This window comes from Streptomyces ovatisporus, from assembly GCF_042653885.1.
Classification (GTDB): domain Bacteria; phylum Actinomycetota; class Actinomycetes; order Streptomycetales; family Streptomycetaceae; genus Streptomyces; species Streptomyces ovatisporus.
This window is the reverse complement of record NZ_JBHSFH010000004.1, coordinates 310,924-331,260: the sequence shown is the minus strand read 5'-3', so window position 1 is coordinate 331,260 and position 20,337 is coordinate 310,924. Positions and strand designations below refer to the sequence as shown.

18 protein-coding genes and 3 pseudogenes are annotated in these 20,337 nt (G+C 69.6%); 12 read left to right on the top strand and 9 right to left on the bottom strand.

Annotation, left to right across the window (positions count from 1 at the left end):
* Positions 1–84 precede the first annotated feature (84 nt).
* The 4 genes and pseudogenes from ACFPA8_RS06330 (at position 85) to ACFPA8_RS06315 (ending at position 5,322) form a co-directional block, all read left to right on the top strand.
* On the top strand, positions 85–2,223 hold the full coding sequence (locus ACFPA8_RS06330; RefSeq protein ID WP_386443538.1) for an ATP-binding protein: 2,139 nt from the start codon (positions 85–87) through the stop codon (positions 2,221–2,223).
* 56 nt (positions 2,224–2,279) lie between these two features.
* Positions 2,280–3,890 carry an ABC transporter substrate-binding protein gene (locus ACFPA8_RS06325; protein WP_386443535.1) on the top strand — a complete coding sequence of 537 codons (1,611 nt, stop codon included), beginning with the start codon at positions 2,280–2,282 and terminating at the stop codon, positions 3,888–3,890.
* 162 nt (positions 3,891–4,052) lie between these two features.
* A pseudogene (locus ACFPA8_RS06320) lies at positions 4,053–4,340 on the top strand (transposase); the annotation flags it as partial.
* Between the two features lie 91 nt (positions 4,341–4,431).
* The gene (locus tag ACFPA8_RS06315; protein ID WP_386443532.1) at positions 4,432–5,322 is read left to right on the top strand and encodes a carbon-nitrogen hydrolase family protein; all 891 of its coding nucleotides are present in this window, start codon (positions 4,432–4,434) and stop codon (positions 5,320–5,322) included.
* A gap of 76 nt (positions 5,323–5,398) precedes the next feature.
* Here ACFPA8_RS06315 and ACFPA8_RS06310 read toward each other — a convergent pair.
* Positions 5,399–6,164 (bottom strand): annotated as a pseudogene (locus tag ACFPA8_RS06310) (transposase).
* Positions 6,165–6,477: 313 nt separating this feature from the next.
* Here ACFPA8_RS06310 and ACFPA8_RS06305 point away from each other — a divergent pair.
* Both ACFPA8_RS06305 and ACFPA8_RS06300 read left to right on the top strand, forming a co-directional pair.
* Positions 6,478–6,693, top strand: a pseudogene (locus ACFPA8_RS06305) (IS982 family transposase); the annotation flags it as partial.
* 99 nt (positions 6,694–6,792) lie between these two features.
* Positions 6,793–7,134: a hypothetical protein gene (locus ACFPA8_RS06300; RefSeq protein WP_386443529.1), complete on the top strand. Its 342-nt coding sequence runs from the start codon at positions 6,793–6,795 to the stop codon at positions 7,132–7,134.
* A gap of 434 nt (positions 7,135–7,568) precedes the next feature.
* On the opposite strand, the gene ACFPA8_RS06295 is transcribed toward ACFPA8_RS06300, so the two are convergent.
* The 4 genes from ACFPA8_RS06295 to ACFPA8_RS06280 form a co-directional block, all read right to left on the bottom strand.
* Positions 7,569–8,309, bottom strand: a complete 741-nt coding sequence (locus ACFPA8_RS06295; protein ID WP_386443526.1) for a VOC family protein — start codon at positions 8,307–8,309, stop codon at positions 7,569–7,571.
* Between the two features lie 65 nt (positions 8,310–8,374).
* On the bottom strand, positions 8,375–8,539 hold the full coding sequence (locus tag ACFPA8_RS06290) for a hypothetical protein (RefSeq protein WP_386443523.1): 165 nt from the start codon (positions 8,537–8,539) through the stop codon (positions 8,375–8,377).
* Between the two features lie 41 nt (positions 8,540–8,580).
* Positions 8,581–8,859, bottom strand: a complete 279-nt coding sequence (pspAA, locus tag ACFPA8_RS06285; RefSeq protein ID WP_386443520.1) for a PspA-associated protein PspAA — start codon at positions 8,857–8,859, stop codon at positions 8,581–8,583.
* Positions 8,856–9,629: a PspA/IM30 family protein gene (locus ACFPA8_RS06280; protein ID WP_386443517.1), complete on the bottom strand. Its 774-nt coding sequence runs from the start codon at positions 9,627–9,629 to the stop codon at positions 8,856–8,858. The genes pspAA and ACFPA8_RS06280 overlap by 4 nt, the downstream gene beginning before the upstream one ends.
* Positions 9,630–10,078: 449 nt before the next feature.
* Between ACFPA8_RS06280 and ACFPA8_RS06275 the strand changes: the two genes are divergently transcribed.
* Complete coding sequence (locus ACFPA8_RS06275; RefSeq protein WP_386444664.1) at positions 10,079–11,764, top strand: sensor histidine kinase; 1,686 nt, start codon at positions 10,079–10,081, stop codon at positions 11,762–11,764.
* Positions 11,765–11,945: 181 nt separating this feature from the next.
* On the opposite strand, the gene ACFPA8_RS06270 is transcribed toward ACFPA8_RS06275, so the two are convergent.
* Positions 11,946–12,419: a pyridoxamine 5'-phosphate oxidase family protein gene (locus ACFPA8_RS06270; RefSeq protein WP_386443514.1), complete on the bottom strand. Its 474-nt coding sequence runs from the start codon at positions 12,417–12,419 to the stop codon at positions 11,946–11,948.
* Between the two features lie 293 nt (positions 12,420–12,712).
* On the opposite strand from ACFPA8_RS06270, the gene ACFPA8_RS06265 reads away from it, so the two are divergent.
* The gene (locus tag ACFPA8_RS06265) at positions 12,713–13,438 is read left to right on the top strand and encodes a response regulator (protein ID WP_386443511.1); all 726 of its coding nucleotides are present in this window, start codon (positions 12,713–12,715) and stop codon (positions 13,436–13,438) included.
* Between the two features lie 215 nt (positions 13,439–13,653).
* On the opposite strand, the gene ACFPA8_RS06260 is transcribed toward ACFPA8_RS06265, so the two are convergent.
* On the bottom strand, positions 13,654–14,517 hold the full coding sequence (locus ACFPA8_RS06260; RefSeq protein WP_386443508.1) for a universal stress protein: 864 nt from the start codon (positions 14,515–14,517) through the stop codon (positions 13,654–13,656).
* A gap of 308 nt (positions 14,518–14,825) precedes the next feature.
* Here ACFPA8_RS06260 and ACFPA8_RS06255 point away from each other — a divergent pair, with 308 nt between their 5' ends.
* Both ACFPA8_RS06255 and ACFPA8_RS06250 read left to right on the top strand, forming a co-directional pair.
* Complete coding sequence (locus ACFPA8_RS06255; protein ID WP_386443505.1) at positions 14,826–15,437, top strand: hypothetical protein; 612 nt, start codon at positions 14,826–14,828, stop codon at positions 15,435–15,437.
* 276 nt (positions 15,438–15,713) lie between these two features.
* Positions 15,714–16,178 carry a Crp/Fnr family transcriptional regulator gene (locus tag ACFPA8_RS06250; RefSeq protein ID WP_386443503.1) on the top strand — a complete coding sequence of 155 codons (465 nt, stop codon included), beginning with the start codon at positions 15,714–15,716 and terminating at the stop codon, positions 16,176–16,178.
* Positions 16,179–16,733: 555 nt separating this feature from the next.
* On the opposite strand, the gene ACFPA8_RS06245 is transcribed toward ACFPA8_RS06250, so the two are convergent.
* On the bottom strand, positions 16,734–17,033 hold the full coding sequence (locus ACFPA8_RS06245; RefSeq protein WP_386443500.1) for a hypothetical protein: 300 nt from the start codon (positions 17,031–17,033) through the stop codon (positions 16,734–16,736).
* 537 nt (positions 17,034–17,570) lie between these two features.
* Here ACFPA8_RS06245 and ACFPA8_RS06240 point away from each other — a divergent pair.
* Positions 17,571–18,482 carry a PE-PPE domain-containing protein gene (locus ACFPA8_RS06240; protein ID WP_386443498.1) on the top strand — a complete coding sequence of 304 codons (912 nt, stop codon included), beginning with the start codon at positions 17,571–17,573 and terminating at the stop codon, positions 18,480–18,482.
* 54 nt (positions 18,483–18,536) lie between these two features.
* On the opposite strand, the gene ACFPA8_RS06235 is transcribed toward ACFPA8_RS06240, so the two are convergent.
* Positions 18,537–19,442: a LysR family transcriptional regulator gene (locus ACFPA8_RS06235; RefSeq protein ID WP_386443495.1), complete on the bottom strand. Its 906-nt coding sequence runs from the start codon at positions 19,440–19,442 to the stop codon at positions 18,537–18,539.
* A 137-nt stretch (positions 19,443–19,579) separates the two neighbouring features.
* Between ACFPA8_RS06235 and ACFPA8_RS06230 the strand changes: the two genes are divergently transcribed.
* Complete coding sequence (locus ACFPA8_RS06230) at positions 19,580–20,287, top strand: type 1 glutamine amidotransferase domain-containing protein (protein WP_386443492.1); 708 nt, start codon at positions 19,580–19,582, stop codon at positions 20,285–20,287.
* The last annotated feature ends 50 nt before the right edge of the window (positions 20,288–20,337 follow it).

Genomic DNA, 20,337 nt, shown 5'->3' with positions numbered 1-20,337 from the left:
ACGCACATGTAGGTTCGTTTGCTTCAGGCGTAGTTGGTGATTCGATGCGCGGGCTCGAGCGAATGACGCATCGGGGGAGTGTGCATGGCGGGGGAGAGAGCGCAGCGGCTGTACGGGCGTGATCCTCTGTTGCGATCGCTGATGCCTCAGTTGACCGGCCTGGCCTACGGCGAACGGGCCCGGGTCCGCTGGGAGCCCCGCGCGAGCCCCCCGGTCGTGCTGGTCGCCGGGCAGCACGGCATGGGACGCAGCGCCGTGCTGGAGGCTCTGGCCTCCGGATACTCCGGCCGGCTGCCGTTCGCGTACGTACGCGCCGTCCAGCCTGACCAGCGGCCCGCCGTGCCGCAGCAGGACGAGGAGCCGCGTACGGCCGCGACATTCGTCGAGCTCCTCCAGGAGCTGGTCTGCGGGCTCGCTCCCGGCCTCCCTACGCGGTATCCGCTGCGGCGCTCCGGCACGCGGCATCCCTTCCGTACGCTGCTGCCGGGGCTGATCGCCGTCTCCGGCTGGCAGCCCGGCGACGCCGACGAACGCGACGAGACATGTCTGCGCATCGCCAGGATGCTGACCGCGTGCGGCCTCGGCGGCCAGGACGTCAAACGGCTCCGCCGTACCTGGGCCGAGCATGTCGATCCCGCGGGGAGGGCCGCGGGGAGGGGCGATGAGCCAGGCGAACGGGGCGCGGCTTTCGAGCAGTTGACCCGGGACCTCGTCGACAGGTTCGCGCAGATGTGTCCGATCGGGCCCGCGCAGGCCTGGTACGCGGAACAGTACGGTGAGGCGGCCACGGGGGACGGGGAAGGCCCGTCTCCGCTGGTGCGCCTCGGACTGCGCCTGCACCAGGGCGGCGACCCGGGGAGGGCCAGTGAACGCACCCTCGTGGCCGCGCTGCTCCATGACATCGCCGCGGCGTACGGACCGCTGCAGCGCGCCAACCGCGAACGCTGGCCGCTGATCCTGCTCGACGACGCCCACCACCGTGCCGGCCGGCGCTTCGTCGATCTGCTGCTGGAGCAGCGGGCGAGGGGCGAGCAACCGCACGAGGACCGCCTCGTCCTCGCCGCTACGCACCTCGGCGGGACGCCGGAGGAGGCACCCGACGCGATGCGGTGCGAACTGCCCCTGCTTGCGGACGCGTTGAAGAAGCCCGAGCCGCCACAGCGGGGCCGCTCTCCGTCCGCGGGGATGCTCGTCGTGCCGCTCACACCGCTCAACCGCGACGAGATCCTCTCCCTGCTCGACCGCGCGGACGCGACGCTCCACCCCTATCTCGCGTCCGCTGTCTACGCCCTGACGGACGGCCATCCCGCGGCGAGCACGATCATGTGCGACGCGGTGCTGGCCGCCGCGCGGCGGAATGAGAAGGTCACGCCGGACTCCCTGCTGGAACTGACGGACGGCGACGGACGGCCCGTCACCTCCGTGATCCTGGAACAGCTCCTGCCGCAGCAGCGTCAACGTCAACGTCTCGTACAGCTCTGCCTTGCACGCGACCGCACGGCGGCCGAGGCGCTCGCCGGACATCTGGGGATGCAGGGCCCGGAGCAGTCTCCCGTCAGTGCCGCGGAGGACTATCTGGAGGCGCACCGATGGCAGCGCTACACCACGCCTGACGGTCCGCTGGTCGCCCACCCGATGCTCCAGAGACTGCTGACGGCCGAGGCACGGCGCACGATGCACAAGGAGGGCGGGGCCCTCTGGGGGGACGTGCACGACTTCCTCTGCGACCACCACGTTCGTTCCGGCGACGAGGGCGGGAAGTTCAACCGCGGACGCGCGCACTGGCACTCGATGGCGGCCGGGGACGTGGACAAGGCCATCGGTGTTCTGAGGGACCTGTTCGCCTCGTGGAACCCCGGCGACGCGCGAGAGTGGCTGAAGCTGCTCGCCCACCTTGGGACGGCACCCGTGCCGCCGTACGGAGGCGCTGCCGACTCACTGCGGCGGATCGCCCTGGGCGAGGACGACTCGGCAGGGAAGGACCCCGGCCTGAACGACGAGGCGGAGTGGTCCATCAACAGGCTGCTGCACGCGGTGTGGTGCCTGTCGGAGCCGCACACCGAGCCGGACCCCGATCTGTGCGCGGTTCTGCGCGAGGAGTTCGGCTGCCTCTCCCGGCTGCACCAGACATGGCGTACCGAACTGCGGCACGTGGCGCGCGGCTGGCCCTCCGACGCGGAGCGGAAGCGCCCGTTCACCGTGCCCGGCGAAAACTCCGAATAGGCAGACACGGACGGGCAGTTCAGGGCCCGTACGGACAGCCTTTGATTGTGAGGAACATGAAGCTGCGAGTACATCCCAAGGAGTGGGGCCCCTTACAGCGCGCCGCCGCGGTCGTCGCGGCGGCGGCGGTGGTCGGACTCGGGGCCTGGCTGGTCAACTTCCTCTGGCCCGGTCCGTGCGGCGACGACCTGGAGGAGGTCGGCGGCGAGTGCGTGGGCGTGACGGACAAGGCGTTTCCTGTGGCGGACGCCGGGGTTCAGAAGCTGGTGGAGGCGATCGAGAAGGAGAACCACAGCGGCGCAAAGACGCGCTTGCATGTGCGGGTTGCGCTGACGATGCCCTTCACCTATGCGGACCGTAGGTCCGCGGACAACACGAGCACCCTGACCAAGGAGATGATCCGCCACGCGCTGGCGGGCACGTTGGTCGAGCAGAAGAGGTTCAACAAGCAGCAGCGGAGGCTGTGGTTGCAGGTCCTCCCGGCTCCGGTCGGCAAGAACCTCGACAAGTGGCCACCCGTACACGACCAGATCGAGGCCATGACCGACGACAAGGCCCCGGTGGTCGGCGTCACGGGCGTACCCAGCAGCACCCGCACGACGCAGGAGGCCGTGAAGGACCTGAGCGCTCGCGGAATCCCGACCTTCGGCCCGCTTGTCTCCTCGACCGATATGACAGCCGAAGTCGACGGCAGGGACCATCTCTTCAAGACTTCGCCGAGCAACGAGGAGTTCGTCCACGCCCTGAGGAAGTACCTCGACCTGCACCCGCAGGGCAGCGACGCGTCGAAGGACGAGCGAGGAATCCTCGTCTACGACAGGGAGGAGGACGCCTACGCGCAGGATCTGAAGGATGAAATGGAGGAAGAGTTCGACAAGGACTGGGGCGTGCGCGGTACTTCGGTCGAGTACTCCGGCATCACCTCCCGCAGCAAGGGTCAGCCGCGTGATTTCGACGACGCAACGGAAGATATCTGTGGCGGAAAAATCGACACGATCTTCTTTGCGGGCCGCGACCAGGACCTGCCCAGGTTGATCAGTGAGATCGAGGAGGGGCGGTGCGAGAAGAAGCCCAGGCGCATCCTGAAGGTCGGCACCGGATTCGACCCTTCCCTCACCAGCCCGGACAATCTCGACGATATGGATAAGGCCAATATCACGCTCGTCGACGCCTCGTCTGTGGATACGGGCTGGTGGAACCGTGAACGCGGAATCCCGGACGGAGTGGACAACTTCAGGGACGAGTTCGAGGCTGAGTTCCAGGGCGAGTCAGGGAAGTGGAAGAAATCCTACGGACTGGGCACGAAGCCCCTTGACGACGGTTACGCCGCCATGTCACACGACGGTCTGCGGGCACTCGCCGATGCGGTCGAGGACAGCTACAACGAGAATCTCAAGCACTCCAAGAAGACGCTGCGCTTTCACGAGGTCTACAACAATCTCCGGAACTCCGCCTACAACGCGGACAGGTGCGCGTACGAGGACTGTCTCGAGGGAGCCGGCGGAACTTACGGGCTCGGTCGCTCTGACAGGAAGCAGTGGTCGGTCTGCAAACCGGTCCCGGTACTCGAACTCGACGCGCATAAGCAGGTGAAGCCCAAAAGAAGCGACGGCCCGCTCTACCGCACATACCAGGACAAGATCAAAGAAGACTGTCCCAGTGACTGAGTGCCGGGTTTTGAAGGCCGGAGCCTGAAGACCGGGACGGACAGGCGCCGTCTCGCGCCCTGTCCGCCCTGGCCGCTTCCGGGGTGCGCGTTTGGATCTTCGCGGGCTCGCCCGCTCCCGAACGGCGCCACCGCTACCCGGGGCGACTGCGCGCCCCGGACCGGGCGGCCCTCGCTGGCATCCAGACCCCGCCGCCTGTACGCCGACCGGGGATACGACTTCGACAAGTACCGGCGCCTGCTACGGAAGCGCGGCATCAAGCCGCTGATCGCCCGCCGCGGCGTCGCCCACGGCTCCGGCCTGGGCAGGGTGCGCTGGGTTGTCGAGCGCACCTTTGCCTGGCTGCATCAGTTCAAGCGGCTCCGCACCCGCTACGAGCGACGCGCTGACCTCCATCAGGGACTGCTCGAACTCGCATGCAGCGTCATCTGCCTCCGGCGGGTCCGAACGGCATGTGATGCCGGACAGCCGAGCGGCCTGATCCGGTCAAAGCCGGTCTCCGAGTCTGGCCGTACTGCGAGCCTGCCGTAGCGTCCCCGATGTGGCGAGGGCGTTGAGGATCGCGGTTGCGCAGAGCACGGTGCCGCAGGACCCCACCGACCGGGAGTCACTGCGACGGGCCGGTCGGGAGATGCGGGCCCTGATGGGCGAGGCTGCCAGAGTTGGTGCGCGGCTCGTGCAGTTCACCGAGGGGGCGCTCACCTACCCGGGCAAACACGTGATGACCGCCGGGTCGGGCGGCCACCATGTGCCGGCGGACTGGAGCCGCGCCGCCTGGGAGGTGCTGCGCGAGGAGGCGGAAGCGATCTCCGGATGCGCCGGCGAGCTCGGCCTGTGGACGGTGTTCGGGTCGGTCCATCCGCTCACCGAGCCAAACCGGCCGCACAACAGCCTGTACGTCGTTTCGGACCGAGGGCGCCTGGTCGCCCGGTACGACAAGAGGTTCCTGTCTCACACCGAGCTGTCCCTCCTGTATTCCCCCGGCCGCGATCCGCTGATCATTGAAGTGGACGGCCTGCGGTTCGGCTTCGCGCTGTGCATCGAGGCCAGGTTCCCGGAGCTGTTCGCCGAGTACGAGCGCCTGGACGTGGACTGCATGCTGCTGTCCGTGATGGCCGACGACGCCTCGATGGCGCACCTGGCCCAGTCGTACGGGACGCTCTACAACTACTGGGTGGGCTACTGCGTTCCGGCGCAGTTCAGTGCGACGGCTCCGGCCGGGATCGTGGCTCCGGGCGGACGGTGGTTGGCGCGCGCCGCCGACGACGGCCCCGCCTTGGCGGTCGCGGACATCGACCTGGACTCGCAGGAGTCGGACATCCACGAAGCCCTGCGGTACGCCCGCCCGTGGCGCCGCCAGGCCCGGTCCGGGCTCTACAAGGGCCGGATACCAGTGGGCGATCTCCGTAGCGAGACCCACACAGCATTCTGAAACGATCAGTAAGGCTTGTCCCGTAAATGATCTCGGTGTCGGTGCGGGCCTGGTTGTGGCCGTGGGCTATGCGCTTCTATTCGGCGAGTGCGAGGTTGTGGAGGCGGGCGATGCCGTGCATCGCATGACGTACGCCGTCGCCTTTAGGCGGCAGTCGCGAAGGATCTTCCAGTTCTTCATGCGAGCGAAGACGTGCTCTACTCGGGCCCTTACTTGCCGGTGGGAGGCGTTGGACTCCTCTTTCCAGGCAGGCAGTTGGTCTTGTCCGGGCTGCCGGCGGTGCGGGATGAGAAGGCCGGTGCCCTGGTAGCCGCCGTCAGCGATCACAGTGGTGCGGCCGACGGCTTGCCTTGCCCCGGACAGTTCCCATGCTTTGCAGTCGTTGCGGTCGAGCAGGGGCCGGCCGACGACCACGACCAGGCGGGTGTCGACGTCGATGACGACCTGGTGGTTGGCCGAGTAGCGCTAGTTCTTCGACTGCTCGGCGACCTCGTGGTCGCGGGTGGGAACCAGGGTGCCGTCCACGATGAGCACGGTGTCCTTGCGGAACCGCCGCCTGGGTTCCAGCGCGACCTTAGGGCCGAGGTGGTCGACGATCCGGTCTGCTGCAGACTTCGACACTCCGAAGAGCGGAGCAATCTGCCGCAGCGTCAGGTTGGTACGCCAGTAGGCCGCCACCAGCAGCACCCGCCCCTCCAGCGGCAGACGCCAGGGGCGGCCTCGCCGGGCCGGATAAGCACCCGCTTTGCGTAGTTGGCGCACGAGCTTGTCAAACAGCGCGGGCTCAGCCCGGTGAACGGGGCTATCCAAGACGGCTCCGATGCCGTGATCACACCAGCCACAGCCCAAGATCATCGCACAGCAAGATCACTTACGGGACAAGCCTTAGGGTCGACAGCGGTCACAGAAATGTTCTCGGCGCTCACGGCCTCGGCCCAGACGGCTGCCGCCCGCGACCGCCCGAAGTGCACGAGCAGCGCCGGACCCTGCTCCACGAGAGCGTCCGCCGCGCGATGACGCCGGGCAACAGCCGCTAGACGAGTAGTTCCGCATGCTGGCGGTGCGTTCGGGGGCGCAGAGAGGGCGTCCAAGATCGTTGTGTGACGAACGAGAACTTGGACGCCCTGATCACCGGACCGTAGAAGCGCCGCACAGGGCGAGTTGCAGTTGAAGTCGGTACGGCAGCAGCTGATCGGGGCGGTCAACGACACCCTCAAGCGGCAACTCGATCTGGAACAACACGGCGGGCGGACCTTCGAAGGCGTCGCAGTCCGCGTCGCCCAGCGCATTCTCGCGATGACCTCGGCCATCTGGCACAACCACAAGACCGGCGCACCCGCCCTACGGTCGCTGACCGCATTCGATCACTGAACACATCGGAACTAGCGGGAAGTTGAGCGTCCAGAGGATCGCGCGAGCAAGGTACAGTCACCCACTGTCAGCACTCGGCTACTTGAAGGGAGCAATCAGGTGTCACCGAGGAAGATCTTGTTCACTGTCACCACTGCTTACCTCTGCTTGTTTGGCAGCGTCGTTGGTACGTCGGGGGTCGCAGCTGCCGCCCCCAACTCTGTTGCTAGTGCAGAGTATTGTCCCATTTACGAAACTCTCGAGGAGGACGCCGTCGTCCGCGAGAACCCTGACACCAACTCCGTGGTGCGCAAGGAGAAGAGGGCCGGCGATCTGATCTCCTTCCCCTGCGAGGGCCCGGTCGCCGTGCTCGACCCCGAGAGCGGTGTGTCGTTCGTCCCCGTAGAGTGCGGCTGTGCCGCTGACGGCGAAGGCTGGATCCGCCAGGACGCCTTCAGCTGAGGGCCCGCTCCCGGCCAACTGTCCGCCGACGGGACGCAGCGAGCGATTCCGTCATGCGCTCAGGTGCCTGAACGGACAGGGGTCGGCAGGAAAACCCGGGGCTTGGCGGGCGAGTTGGTCGGCCCGCGCCCCGGCCAACAGCGACCGCTGCGCCGACCGGCATAAGTTGGAGCACCAGAAAAAGCTCGGTGAGGCGCCAGGCCCCGGCCGGACAGCCAGCCGGGGCCAGCCCCGCAGGCAGCAGCTTGTGACGACGGCCCTCGACATCAAGGGGCAACAGGCGGCTGGACGTCCCAGCACACGATGAGTTCGGAAGCTGCGAAGGGCAGGCCCCGCCATCGAGGTCCCGGGTGCCAGTGACCGACCTGATGGATGAGGTCCCGCCCCCGGCACGCGGGCTCTCGGGGCCCGAAGCGTGTCGTCAGGGCCCCGTGTCAGGACGGGGCGAGGACGCAGAAATCGTGGCCCTCAGGGTCGGCCAGGCACGTCCACGGGACGTCGCCCTGGCCGAGGTCGAGGTCGGTGGCACCGAGGGCCCGCAGCCGGGCCACCTCCGCTGCCTTGTCGTCACCGGGGTACGGCAGCAGGTCGAGATGGACGCGGTCCGGCGCTGTCTTCACGCCGGGCGTGCGGAGGAACTCGAGATACGGGCCGACACCCTCGGCGGAGCGCAACACCGCGTGGTCGTCCGTCACTTCGTGCTGGGTCCAGTCCGTCGCCTCGCCCCAGAACCGGGCCATGGCCCGCGGATCCGCGCAGTCGACCACCACCGCGGCGATCGGCCCGGTGTCCCGGTAGGTCTCCCGAGGCTCCAGCACGCAGAACACGTTGCCCTCGGGGTCGGCGAGGACTGTCCACGGCACTGTGCCCTGGCCCACGTCGACGGGCGTCGCACCGAGATCCTGGAGGCGCGCGGCCAACTCCGCCTGATGGTCCGCGGAGTTGGTGGCGAGATCGAGGTGCACACGGTTCTTCGTGGATGTCCCGGGTTCCGGGACGGGAACGACGTCGATGCCGACGGCGACCGGGTCCGGCCAGACCAGCCCGCCGACCGGTCCGACGTAGGTGGTCACACCCGGGCTGTAAGCACTCCAGCCGAGCGCCTCCGCCCAGAACCGGCCGACCGCGGAAGCATCGAGGGCCTTGATGTTCACCTGAACTGGTCGCAGTGCCATGCCGGCGATCCTATGCACTCCCGGATCGTGGCCACCTGCGCCGTGCGCTGCGCCGGCGCCTGCTCTCAGACGTCGCCCGTACCTGCTACGACGCCCGTACCTGCTACGACGACCACGGCCGCTGCACGCATACCGATATCACCGCCGCCGAACCCGCCGGCTGCCGGCGAACCGTTGCCGTCCGCGACCACGTCGCCGCCTTCGCCCCGTACGCGGCTCGCTCCGCCCACGGGACGTGGAGCGTGCCTCGCCGCCACCGGGCGCGTCACCGTCACCCTGGGATCAGGCCCTCGTCGGAGAGCAGATCCCGTACCTGCCGCAGGCTGGTGTCCGCATCGGGCAGCACCAGATCGGACGGCGTGATCGTCTCCTCCGGCAGCGACGTGCCGAGACCGCGGACGGAGTCGAGGAGGGCGGACAGGGCGGTGGTGAACGCCGCCTCGTCGCCTGCGTCGGCGGCCGACTGCAGGGCGGAGTCCAACTCGTTGAGCCGGCCGAGGTGTTCTTCGGTGATCTCGTACTGCCCCTCGCCGAGAATCCGCATGATCACGATGTCGCCTCCTGGTCCGGCGGTGGTTGCCCGGTCCCGCGCTCCACGGCCGGGTGAGCCGGTGAAGCCGGCAGTCGGGCCTTCATCCGGGCCAGTTCGCTCTCCACGTCCTGGCCGGTGGTGACTGATTCGAGCTCCGCCTGGATGTCGTCACGTCCGGCCGGCAAGGTGGCGTCCTCCAGCGCCCCTGAGGCGAGCAGTTCGTCCAGCGCACCGGCGCGGGCCTGCAGCTGCTCGGTCCTGTCCTGGGCACGCTGCGTGGCCAGACCCACATCGCCCATCTCCTCACCGATGCCGGTGACGGCCTCGGTGATACGGGTCTGGGCCTCTGCCGCGGTGTAGGTGGCCTTGATCGTCTCCTTGCGGGTGCGGAACGCGTCCACCTTCGCCTCCAGGTTCTGCGAGGCGAAAGTGAGTTTCTCCTCCTGTTCCTGGAGCGACGCCTGCTGGGACTGCAGGTCGGTGATCTGCGAAGCCACGGCCGTGCGCCGGTTCAGGGCTTCGCGGGCGAGGTCCTCGCGCCCCGCGGCGAGCGCCTGCTCGGCCTGTCCTTCCAGCTTGCCGCCGGACTGCCGCAGCCGGCTGATCTGCAAGTCGACGCGCTTGCGGCTGGTGGCCACATCGGCCACGCCGCGCCGTACCTTCTGGAGCATTTCCTGCTGCTGTGTATAGGAGTAGTCCAGTACCTCGCGCGGGTCCTCCGCCTCGTCCAGGGCCTTGTTCGCCTTGATACGGAACAGAGCGGCCATACGGCGAGCGATGCTGCTCATGCGGCCCGCCTCCTCTCGCCGGGTGAGGAATCAGCCAGGCCATTCGTGCCGAATCGTGCCGAATCGACGGACACTCCCAGGCTCCGGCGCCGCGGCCCGGGCCGCAACCTCAGCCGGGATCCGGTGCTGATGCGTTCCGACCCGCTCGATGGGCGGAGGACGGGACATCACAGCTCGGGGCCGCACCCGCCGGCCGGGCGTCGCGGCCCCGGGGCCACCGATGCGTGACCGCTCTGCGCATTCCCGTGCGGAGGCCGCTCGCCTTCACGTTCGCTGCCGGTGTCCGTCACGGCGGAGTACCGACTGCCGGACGGAAGCTCACGGCTGCCCCGGATACGTCGTCGGGCCAGGTCCGCCCGACTGCGCAAGAGATAACCTTCCCGTGGGCGGGGGGTTGCTGGGAGGGAGAACCGGTAAGCGTGCAGGAATCGTTCCCACAGATACCGAACATGCGCCTCGACGAGCTGCTGGAGGAACTGCAGACACGCATCGACGCCGTCCGTGGCACCCGGGACCGCGTTCACAGCTTGCTGGAAGCCGTCGTCTCCGTAGGCCGGGAGCTCGATCTCGCCCAGGTGCTGCGGAGGATCGTCGAGGCAGCCGCCCTGCTCGTCGACGCGCAGTACGCGGCTCTCGGGGTGATCGGTCCGGACGGGCGGACCCTGTCGCAGTTCCTGACCGTCGGGCTCGCCGAGGAACAGATCAAGAAGATCGGGCCGCTGCCCGCGGGGCACGGCCTGCTCGGCGAACTGATCCGCAATCCCGAGCCGCTGCGTCTGGCCGACCTGGGCGAGCACCCGGCCTCGTACGGCTTCCCGGCCCACCATCCGCCGATGCGTACCTTCCTCGGCGTGCCCGTCCGGGCGCGGGAAGAGGTGTTCGGGAATCTCTACCTGACCGACAAGCAAGGCGGGCAGAACTTCGACGCCGAGGACGAGAGCGTCATATCCACGCTTTCGGTGGCGGCGGGCGTAGCGATCGACAACGCCCGGCTGTACGAAGGAGTCCAGCGCCATCGGCGTTGGCTGCAGGCCAACGCGGAGATCACCAACAGTCTGTTCTCCGGCAGTCCGCGGCTGGAAGTTCTGGAGCTGATCGCCCGGCGAGCACAGCAGATCACCGGGGCCGCCCTCGCGGATGTGTCCGTCCCCGTACCCGGCACGGACGACCTGGTCGTCGAACTCGCCCTGGGTTCTGAGGAGTCGAATCGCGGGGGCCTGGTCGTACCGGTCGAGGGCACTCTCGCCGGTGCCGCCCACCGGTCCAGTACACCTGCCAGGTCGGCCCGTCTGGAGGGCGACTCCCGCTACGGCTCGGGGCCCCGTGACTACTGCGCCCTGGGGCCGGCAGTCGCAGTCCCCCTGGGCGGCGCCGAGCGGAGCCTGGGTGTGCTGCTGCTGGCGCGGGCACCGGGGGAACCGGTCTTCACCGACGGTGAGATCGACCTGCTCCTCGCCTTCGCGGGGCAGGCGGCCCTCGCACACGAACTCGCGGAACGCCGCAGCGACGCCGAGCAGTTGACGCTGCTGGAGGACCGCGACCGCATCGCCCGCGATCTGCACGATCTCGCCATTCAGCGGCTGTTCGCCACCGGTCTGACCTTGCAGAGCGCCGCGCCGCTGGTGGAACACGCCGGTGCCGCGGAGCGGGTCTCACGCGCGGTCGACGACCTGGACGAAACCATCAAGATCATTCGAAGCACCATCTTCGGGCTGCGGATCCAGGAGGAGGGTACGGGTCCCAGCCTGCGGGCACGTGCCGCCCGCGCGGTGGGAGAGGCCACCCCGGCGCTGGGATATCCACCGCGCCTGAGCATGGAGGGCCTCCTGGACACGGACGTACCCCCGGCGGTGGCCGACCACGTCCTGGCGGCGCTGGGCGAGATGCTCAGCAACGCGGCTCGGCACGCCCATGCCACCAGCGTGGAGGTCGTCCTCCAGGCCACCGGGGAAGAAGTCGTCCTCACCGTCACGGACAACGGCCGGGGCATCCCCGCCGACGGGCGGCGCAGCGGGCTGAAGAACCTCGCGGACAGGGCCCGCAGCGTGGGAGGAACATTCGCGATCGACACGGCCGTCGACGACGGCAGCCGCCTGGAGTGGCGCGCTCCCCTGCGCCCCGGCGGCGACGGCTAGAACCGGTCCCGGGACGGGGTGGGGTGGGCCGAGGGCGCTGTATCCGGGCCAGCGCACAGATGGTGACGTTCCGGGGCGCGAGGGCCGTCCTTCCGGGTACGTCGCGCCTCTGGGGTACGTCGCGCCTCTCGGGTACGTCGTGCCTTTCAGTACGTCGCGCCGCGCTCGGCTTCCGCGACGGTCACTGGTCGGCCGGTGCGTCGATGAACTCGAATCCTGTGACCAGTTCCGGCCGGATCCGCAGTGTGCCTGTGACGGCCCGAGGTGCCCAGTGCCGCAGAACGCCTTCGTAGCGTTCCAGCTCTGCCGTGTCGTCGACACGACGGGCGTAGCCGGTGACGACGACGCTCCAGCCCAGGTGCCGTTCGGGGTCGATGACATCGGCCTCGAAGGCCACGACGGCACCCGCGCCGTCGACCGGCGTCGCCACGGCCGCCAGCGCGGCCGCGTCGCTCAGCCGGACGATGATGTCCTCGCCGTCCAGGACATGGTTGACAGGGCGCACCGCCGGCAGGGCCCGCTGGGTGAAGAAGAGACGTCCCAGGGCGACGGAGGTCAGCAACCGCAACGCTTCCCCGCGGTCCAGCGGTTTCATGTGCCGCGGCGCTCCCGGCTCCCCGGGGCTGTCCGGCGTCCACGAGACACTCTCGCTCATCGTCCCCACTCTCGCCCCTGCCGGCCGGACACCCCGTCCGGCCACGGAAACCAGCGTCGCGTTCCACGCCGCTCGGACGCCAGGGCCGAACGGCCCTGCTCCGGGCACCTGTTCGCCGGAGAGCCTCCGGCGCAGGTCTCGGTTCCGTCCCTCGGCCGGATCGCCGTCCGCGCCGCCACCGGTGAGGTGGGTGGTGGCGGAAACCCGGTCCGATCTGGCGTTCGGGCCCCGGGTTCGAGGACGATGCATGGTGTTGGCGCAGCGGGACGCACTCCGGAAGGCACGGGATTCAGATGACGGACAGCGACGATGGCAGAGACACGAGAGCCCCTGTCAGTGTCTTCCTGCTCGACGACCACGAAGTGGTCCGCCGAGGAGTGCACGACCTGCTGGACGCCGAGCCCGATCTGACGATCGTCGGCGAGGCAGCGACAGCCGAGCAGGCGCTCGTCCGCATTCCGGCCCTGCGCCCGCAAGTTGCCGTACTCGACGTACGGCTGCCGGACGGGGACGGCGTGCAGGTGTGCCGGGAGCTGCGCTCCCGCATGCCGGAGCTCGCCTGCCTGATGCTGACCTCCTTCGACGACGAAGAGGCCCTGCTCGACGCCATCATGGCCGGCGCGTCGGGCTACGTCCTCAAGCAGATAACGGGTACCGACCTCGTCTCCGCCGTACGCACCGTGGCGTCGGGGCAGTCGATGCTCGACCCGGGCGCCACCACACGCCTGATGGCGCGGCTCCGCGCCGGCTCCGAAGAGCCGGAGGACACGCTGCCCGCCCTGACGGAACGCGAGCAGGAGATCCTGGCCCTGGTGGGTGAGGGGCTGACCAATCGTGAGATCGGCAAGCGGCTCTATCTGGCCGAGAAGACGGTGAAGAACAACATCTCGCGGCTGCTGGCCAAGCTCGGGGTGGAGCGCCGCGTGCAGGCCGCCGTGATCGCCACCCGGACGCTCACCGCGCAGCAGCAGCACAGGGGGTACGGGTCCTCCGATCCCGGGAGAAGGCCCGGTCGCTGAGAGTCGCTGAGAGCCACCGAGCTCGGTGAGCGTCGACTGAGAGTCGCCGGCCGCGCGCACGGCTGGGCGGGACCGGTCAGGTGACTCACAGTCGAGGTGGGGCACTGCGGGGCGCTCCCCGCGGGACGTGGACGAAGCACGCGGGAGAGCCGGGCAGTCGGCCCGGCTCTCCTGTATGCGGCCTCCGTCGACCCTGTACGCGGCCTCGGCCGGCGTCAGCTGTGCGGGACGACAGCCACGGGACAGTGCGCGTGGTGGAGGCAGGCATGGGCGACGGACCCGATGCGGGTCCCGATCGGAGCACGGCGTGTGCGGCGGCCGACCACCAGCATCTGCCCACCCTCGGCGGCCTCGAGGAGCACCTGTCCAGGACTGCCCATCTCGACCTGCACGATGACCGGCACCTCCGGGAAGCGCTCCCGCATCGGCGCCAGTGCCTCCTCCAGTGCCGCCTTCTCGTGCCGTTCCAGTCCGCCTGCCTGCTCGGCGAGCCACATGGAGCCCGCGCTGTAGACGAAGACCGGCGGCGTGCTCCACACGCGTACGGCGCGCACCGCTGCTCCCCGTGCGGCCGCGGTCTCGAAGGCGAACTGCAGCACCTCGCGGCTGTCGTCCACGCCGCCCTGCTGGCCCACGACGACTTCCTGGCGTGCCGGCTCGTCCGCGCGAGCCCGGACGGCGACCACGGGCCGTGTGGAGTTGGCGATCACACGCTGCCCGCACGAGCCGATCAGGTAGCCGGCGAGGGCGCTGTGTCCACGGGACCCCACGACGAGCATCTCGGCCCGGTCGGCGGCCTTCAGCAACGCCACGGCCGCGGTCTCCCGTACCGGCTCGACCGACGACCGCAGCGCCGGGTAACGCTCGTTGAGGTCCTTCTCGGCGAGGTACAGCAGGTCCTTGCCCGCCTGCTCCTGCACGTCAGGGGGCTGGACGATGGGCACATCGACGGGCTGCCAGTACCAGGCATTCACGAGATGCAGTGGCAGTTCGCGACGCACCGCTTCCTCCGCGGCCCATCCGGCTGCGGCCATGCTCTCCTCGGAGCCGTCCACCCCGACAACGATCGCGCGATCCATAACGACGCCCTTCCCGACTCTTGACGGTGTGCCCGGCACACCCCGGTGTTCCTTCGTGACCTCAGCATCCGGCCGGGAACACCGTGAGGGAGAGGGCCGTTCGGCCCCGCGCCGGGCGCCGTTCGGCCTTTCGCCGACGGGACTGGAACACGCCGGCCGGCAGCAGGTCCAACGGGCCCGCGAACGCGGGACGTTCGGCCCACCCGGCGAGGGCCTCATGCCACCGGCGCCGCCGTCGCGGACCGCGGAACATCGAACTGCACACCGCAGGGCCGCAATTCGATCCCGCCCCTTCGAAGGGAACCGTCATGGCCGTTCACCAGGCAACCCGTTCGCGGATCTCCCGTCCGTGGCGCAAGCATCAGGCCCGCAGCACTTCGGGCACCGCGGAGTCAGCCGCCTCCACAACCGTCGGGAAGACCTTCGCGGTGGTGCGGCTGGTCGTCGGCGGCGTGTTCCTCTGGGCGTTCTTCGACAAGCTCCTCGGCTGGGGGTACGCCACTCCCGCCGGCAAGGGCTGGATCGACGGCGGTTCGCCGACCAAGGGCTTCCTGTCCGGCGTCGCCACCGGACCGTTCGAGTCCACCTTCCACTCGTGGGCCGGAGCCGGCTGGGCCGACTGGCTGTTCATGCTCGGCCTCCTCGGCATCGGCACCGCCCTCGTGGCCGGCGTCGCACTGCGACTCACGGCAGCGGCCGGGACCGTGATGATGGCGCTGATGTGGGCGGCCGAATGGCCGCCCGCGCAGCACCTGTCGGACGGCTCGCCCAGCATGTCGACCAACCCGGTCCTGGACTACCACCTCGTCTACGCCGTGGTCCTGATCGCCCTCGCGGTCGCCTCCGCCGGCCGCGCCTGGGGACTGGGCGGGACGTGGGAGCGGCTGCCGTTCGTCACCCGCAACCGCTGGCTCCTGTGAAGGACGGGCCTCTGCCCCGGGCCGGGACACTCCGATGTCCCGGCCCGGGCCGTAATTCGCGCCGGTCCGCAGCGGCAGCCGGCCGCGCCGCCCAAGTGCCCCGCGTATGCGTGTCGTTGAGCGGCGCGATCGCCCAGCCACCTCGTCCCCCGTTGAACAGCCGCGCCGGCGCATGGACGGCGTGGCCGAGGTACGCAGCAACCCGACCGGCCGCCCCGAACGCGTGAAGCAGCCCGGCGCTGCGGTGAGGGGCCGGCCGACGGAAGGAGAGAAATCATGACGACAGCAGCAAGCCCCCGGCTGATCACCGCCCTGCCCCCCGCGGGACGTGACCGGATGATGCAGTTGTCGCACGAGGCGCACTTCCCCAGAGGAGCGCGCATCTGCGAGGAGGGCCGCCGGAGCGACCGCTTCTGGATCGTCCGGACCGGCTCGGTCACCCTCGACCTGCATGTTCCCGGACGCCGCGCCGCCCAGGTGGCGACTCTCGGCCCCAACGACCTGCTCGGCTGGTCGTGGCTGTTCCCGCCCCACACCTGGCAGTTGGGCGCCACCGCGCTCTCACCCGTGAGGGCGCTGGAATTCGACGGGGACGCCGTGCGGCAACTGTGCGAGGAGGAGCCGGTCTTCGGGCAGGCACTCACCCGATGCGTCGCAGAGATCATCGCGCGACGCCTGCACGCTGCCCGTACGCGGCTCCTGGACCTCTACGGGCCGCAAGGCAGCGGACCCCGGCTGTGAGACGCACGTGACCCCGCACCCTGCGAACCACGCGGTCGGGTTCGGCCACAAGTGAAGGGCATCGGTGGCTGACGGCCACGGCTGACGGCCGGAATGACCGCAATGGCCGGGGGGCCCGAGGGACCGCGTGAGCGCTCCGGCCGGGGGGCTTTGCGGAGTCATCCTGATCCGCACAAGCGGCCCGTCACGCAGGGTTCCGGTCCGGGTACGCCCGCTGGGCCGCGTACGGCCTCCCGAGCCGTGCGCGCGGGTTCGAGCCCTGCCGGGAGTACGTCGCAGCACCCGGCGTGATCGCGCTACCGAGCTGCCAGGACACCGCGCACGAGAGAGCCGGACCCAGTCACTGGGTCCGGCTCTTCGCCGTCGCCCCGGGCTGCTCGCGCGTGACGAGCCGGGGTGCGGGAGTTCTTCGTCTGCGGAGCGCCACGAGAAGCTCACCGGCCGTACGCCCGGTGAGCTGGTCACGCCTCCCTCGCGTACCCCGCGGAAGGGCCGCGGTCCGACCGTCGGGACATTCCGGCCCGACGTCCGCCTCGGCGTATCCGGCCGGCCGCCTCAGCCGGGAGGCTCCGGCTCGGCGCTGTCCTCGCCGGGCCGGGTCGCTGCGTCGCCGTGGAATTCCGGGTCGATCGCGTTCGCCGCTCCCAGGGCGGTGAGGAGCCAGTCGTCCTCGCCGGGGCGGGCGCGGGCGGCCTCCTGGTGGGCGAGCGCGGCCTCCAGCTCATCGAGAGCGTTCTCGAGCTGGACGCTGTCCGTTCCGGCTGCCGCGTCGCGCACGTGCCGACGCGCTTCCACCACACCCTGGTGCGCGTCCACGTACAGGGCGTCGGCTTCGGGCTCTTTCGCATCAGCCATATCTCCGAGCGTACGACTCGTACGCCTCGATCTGCCGAGCGGAACCCCGGCAAGATCGACGAAGCGTGCCGACGCGAGCGCACGGGACCGGCCGGCCGGCTCTGGGCACGCCCGCCACCCCGGGCCCCTGCTGAGGACCGGCCGCGCCCTCCGCGTTTCTGCTCATTGGGCCCCGCCTGCCCGGAAAACACCGCACAAGGGCCGGAGCGACCCATTTTCCCAGGTCGGCGCAACCGATCATTCGCGCCGTTTCACAGCACCCGCGAGAACTCTGCTCCCCTGCTTGAACTTTCATCATGAAACTAACTTGAGAATTGCTGGTGTAACCGCCGGGAACACGTCCCTGAGCTGCAATGACTGTGCACTTCAAAGGTCGAACCGGTGCTCTGGATTTTTCAGCATCGGTGCTTTTATTTTTCTCTGAACTCTCGCCGCTTCAGGCCGTTTACCGCTGGTACGCTCGCCGCGCGAATTGGGGCTGCGGAGTCTTGTCGCCGCCTCGGCAAGCAGATTATTGATCGACGTGAAGAAGGAGATATGCGAAGAAGAACAGTGTGGGCCGCGCTGGCGACCACGTCGGCGCTGGCCCTGACCGTGGCGGGGGTGACGACCGCCGTCGGCGCGGAGGGGGCGGCGGACTGCGCCCAGACCCGGGTCTTCGAGGTCGGCGGCCACGGTGACGGCAACGCCACGGCCTACGACAAGAGCAACGGGCAGCTGCCGGCCGGAGTGGACTTCCAGAAGGTGTCCTACTCGGCACAGATCGCTCCGTTCCCGGGCGACACCATCTCCATGGACGACTCGGTGGCAGAGGGAATCGCCAAGCTGGACAAGGCAGTTCGCGACTACCACGGGCAGTGCCCCGACTCCCACATCACCATCTCCGGGTACTCCCAGGGAGCGATAGTCGCCGGTGACGAGCTCAACAAGCTGTCACAGGAGCAGACCATTCCGCACCAGCAGATCGACGGTGTGCTCTACGGCGACCCGCGGCGTCCCGGCGTGAAGGGCGGTCCGGGAGGCATCGAGACCAATCTGCCGACCATCATCCCAGGCATCACCATGAAGGGCCCGCGCGGCTTCGGTGACATCGCTGTCCACGAGATCTGCAACAAGAACGACGGGATCTGCTACTCGGAGAACCCGGTCACCAACCTGCTCGGCTTCGCCAACGGCGTGGCCGGCTACTTCATGGGCGACCACGCCTACGACATCAACCCCATGGCCCACCGGGGCAACGGCGACACGGTCCACGACCAGCCGCCGCGCATCCCGCACGGCCCGCCGCTCCCCGTCCCGGCGAAGACGCCGTACGAGCAGTACAACGGCGACACGCCCGAGGCGCAGCGCATGGTCACCACCTTCCGGGAGGCCGTCCTCAAGCACCTCCCGGCCGATGCGCGCGACCGGCTCGACGAGTTCCCCTGGCTCTCCGTTCCGGAGAAGTAGCGCGGCAGCTCCCTCAGCGCCGGGCCGCAGCCCCACTGCGGCCCGGCGTGCGGGCTACAGCGCGCCCCACGTGCCCGCACGTGACCGCAGATGCTCGTGGACGAGGGCGAGCGGGGGCTGCGCGAGAGCACCTGCCCTGGTGGCGAGGTAGAGCGTGTTCAGGGGCGCGGCGGCGGGGTGGTGCAGCATCTCGACGGAGCCGGCGGCCAGGGCCGGATCGGCGAGGAAGCGGGGCAGCACGCTCACACCGGACCCCGCGACGACGAGGGCGAGCACGGCCCGCAGGTCGGGCACGATGACCGCGGTGGTGTTCGGCGGGCGGCGCCCGAACTCGCTGCGCCAGTAGCGGCGGACGATCGGCAGCTCGTCCGCGTAGGCGATCAGCGGGAGGTGTGCCAGGGCCTCGACGGGGTCGGCGGCCAGCTGCGCGCTGTCGATGCCGCGGGCCAGCATCGGCGCCCCGACGAGGACGAACTCCTCGTCCACGAGGGGTGTGGCGGCGAGGCCTCTGCGGGCGGGACGCACCGACGAGACGACGAGATCCAGCTGCTCGGCCACCAGGGCGGACAGCAGGTCCTCGGCGAGGCCGAGCGTCACCCGCAGCCGGAGCCCGTGGGCGGTCAGGGGCGCCAGGGAGGGCAGTACGCGGGCGGTCATCAGCTCGCCCGCGCCTGCGATGTGGACGGTGCCCCGGTACGCGGCGTCCTCGCTCTCGGCGTGGAGCGCCTGGCGCAGCCCGTCCACGTGGGGTCCGACGCGGGCCACCAGGTCGACGGCGCGCGGCGTGGGGGTGCAGCCCGCCCGGGAGCGTATGAACAGCTGCTCGCCGAACTCCTGCTCAAGCCGGGCCAGTTGACCGCTGACGGCGGGCTGGCTGAGGCCGAGGTGCTCTGCGGCGGCGGAGAGCGAACCGCGGCGGAAGATCTCCAGGAACGTCGACAGCAGATCAAGGCCGGGCACTCCGACCTCCGTCCATAAGAATGCTTATGGGCTGGAGGATGCCATCCGGCTTCTTGCGATGGAAGCTGGCGTCGTACCTGCGGTCGGCCGATGGCATCGGCGCGGTACCGCACCGGCCCGGAAGAGTGGAGCAGTCCATGGCGGAGATCCTGATGATCGTGTCCGGCGCAGACGCATTGCGGCTGGCCGACGGAACGAGCCATCCCACCGGTTACTGGGCCGAGGAGGTGGCCGTCTCCCACAAGGTCCTGACCGAAGCCGGGCACCGGGTGCGCATCGCCACCCCGGGCGGGGTGCGCCCCACCGTCGACCCCCTGAGCCTCGACGAGCGCGGCGGTGTCGCCGAGGGCGACGCGAAGGAGTTCGGCGCCTACCTCGACTCCATCGAAGCGGAGCTCGCATCGCCGCTGGACCTCGCGGCCGTCACTCTCGACGGCTACGACGCCCTGTACATCCCCGGCGGGCACGCGCCCATGGCCGATCTGGCCTCCGACCCCGGCCTGGGCCGGCTGCTGGACGAGGCGGACCGGCGGGGCCTGACCGTGGCAGCGCTGTGCCACGGCCCGGCGGCTCTGCTGAGCGCCACCAGGGCCGACGGCTCCTTCACCTTCGCCGGGCGCGCCCTCACCTCGTTCAGCGACGAGGAGGAGCAGCAGGGCGGCCTGGGCGACGCCAATCCGTACTCGGTCGAATCCCGGCTGCGGGATCGGGGCGGCATCGTCACGACGGGACCGGCCTGGGCGAGCAAGGTCGTCGTGGACGGGAACCTGGTCACCGGGCAGAACCCGCAGTCGAGCAGGGACACCGCCCGCAGTGTGCTGTCGGCGCTGGACGGACGGCGCTGAGCACAGGCGGCGCTGAGCACAGGCGGCGGCCCGCATCCGGCAGCGCACAG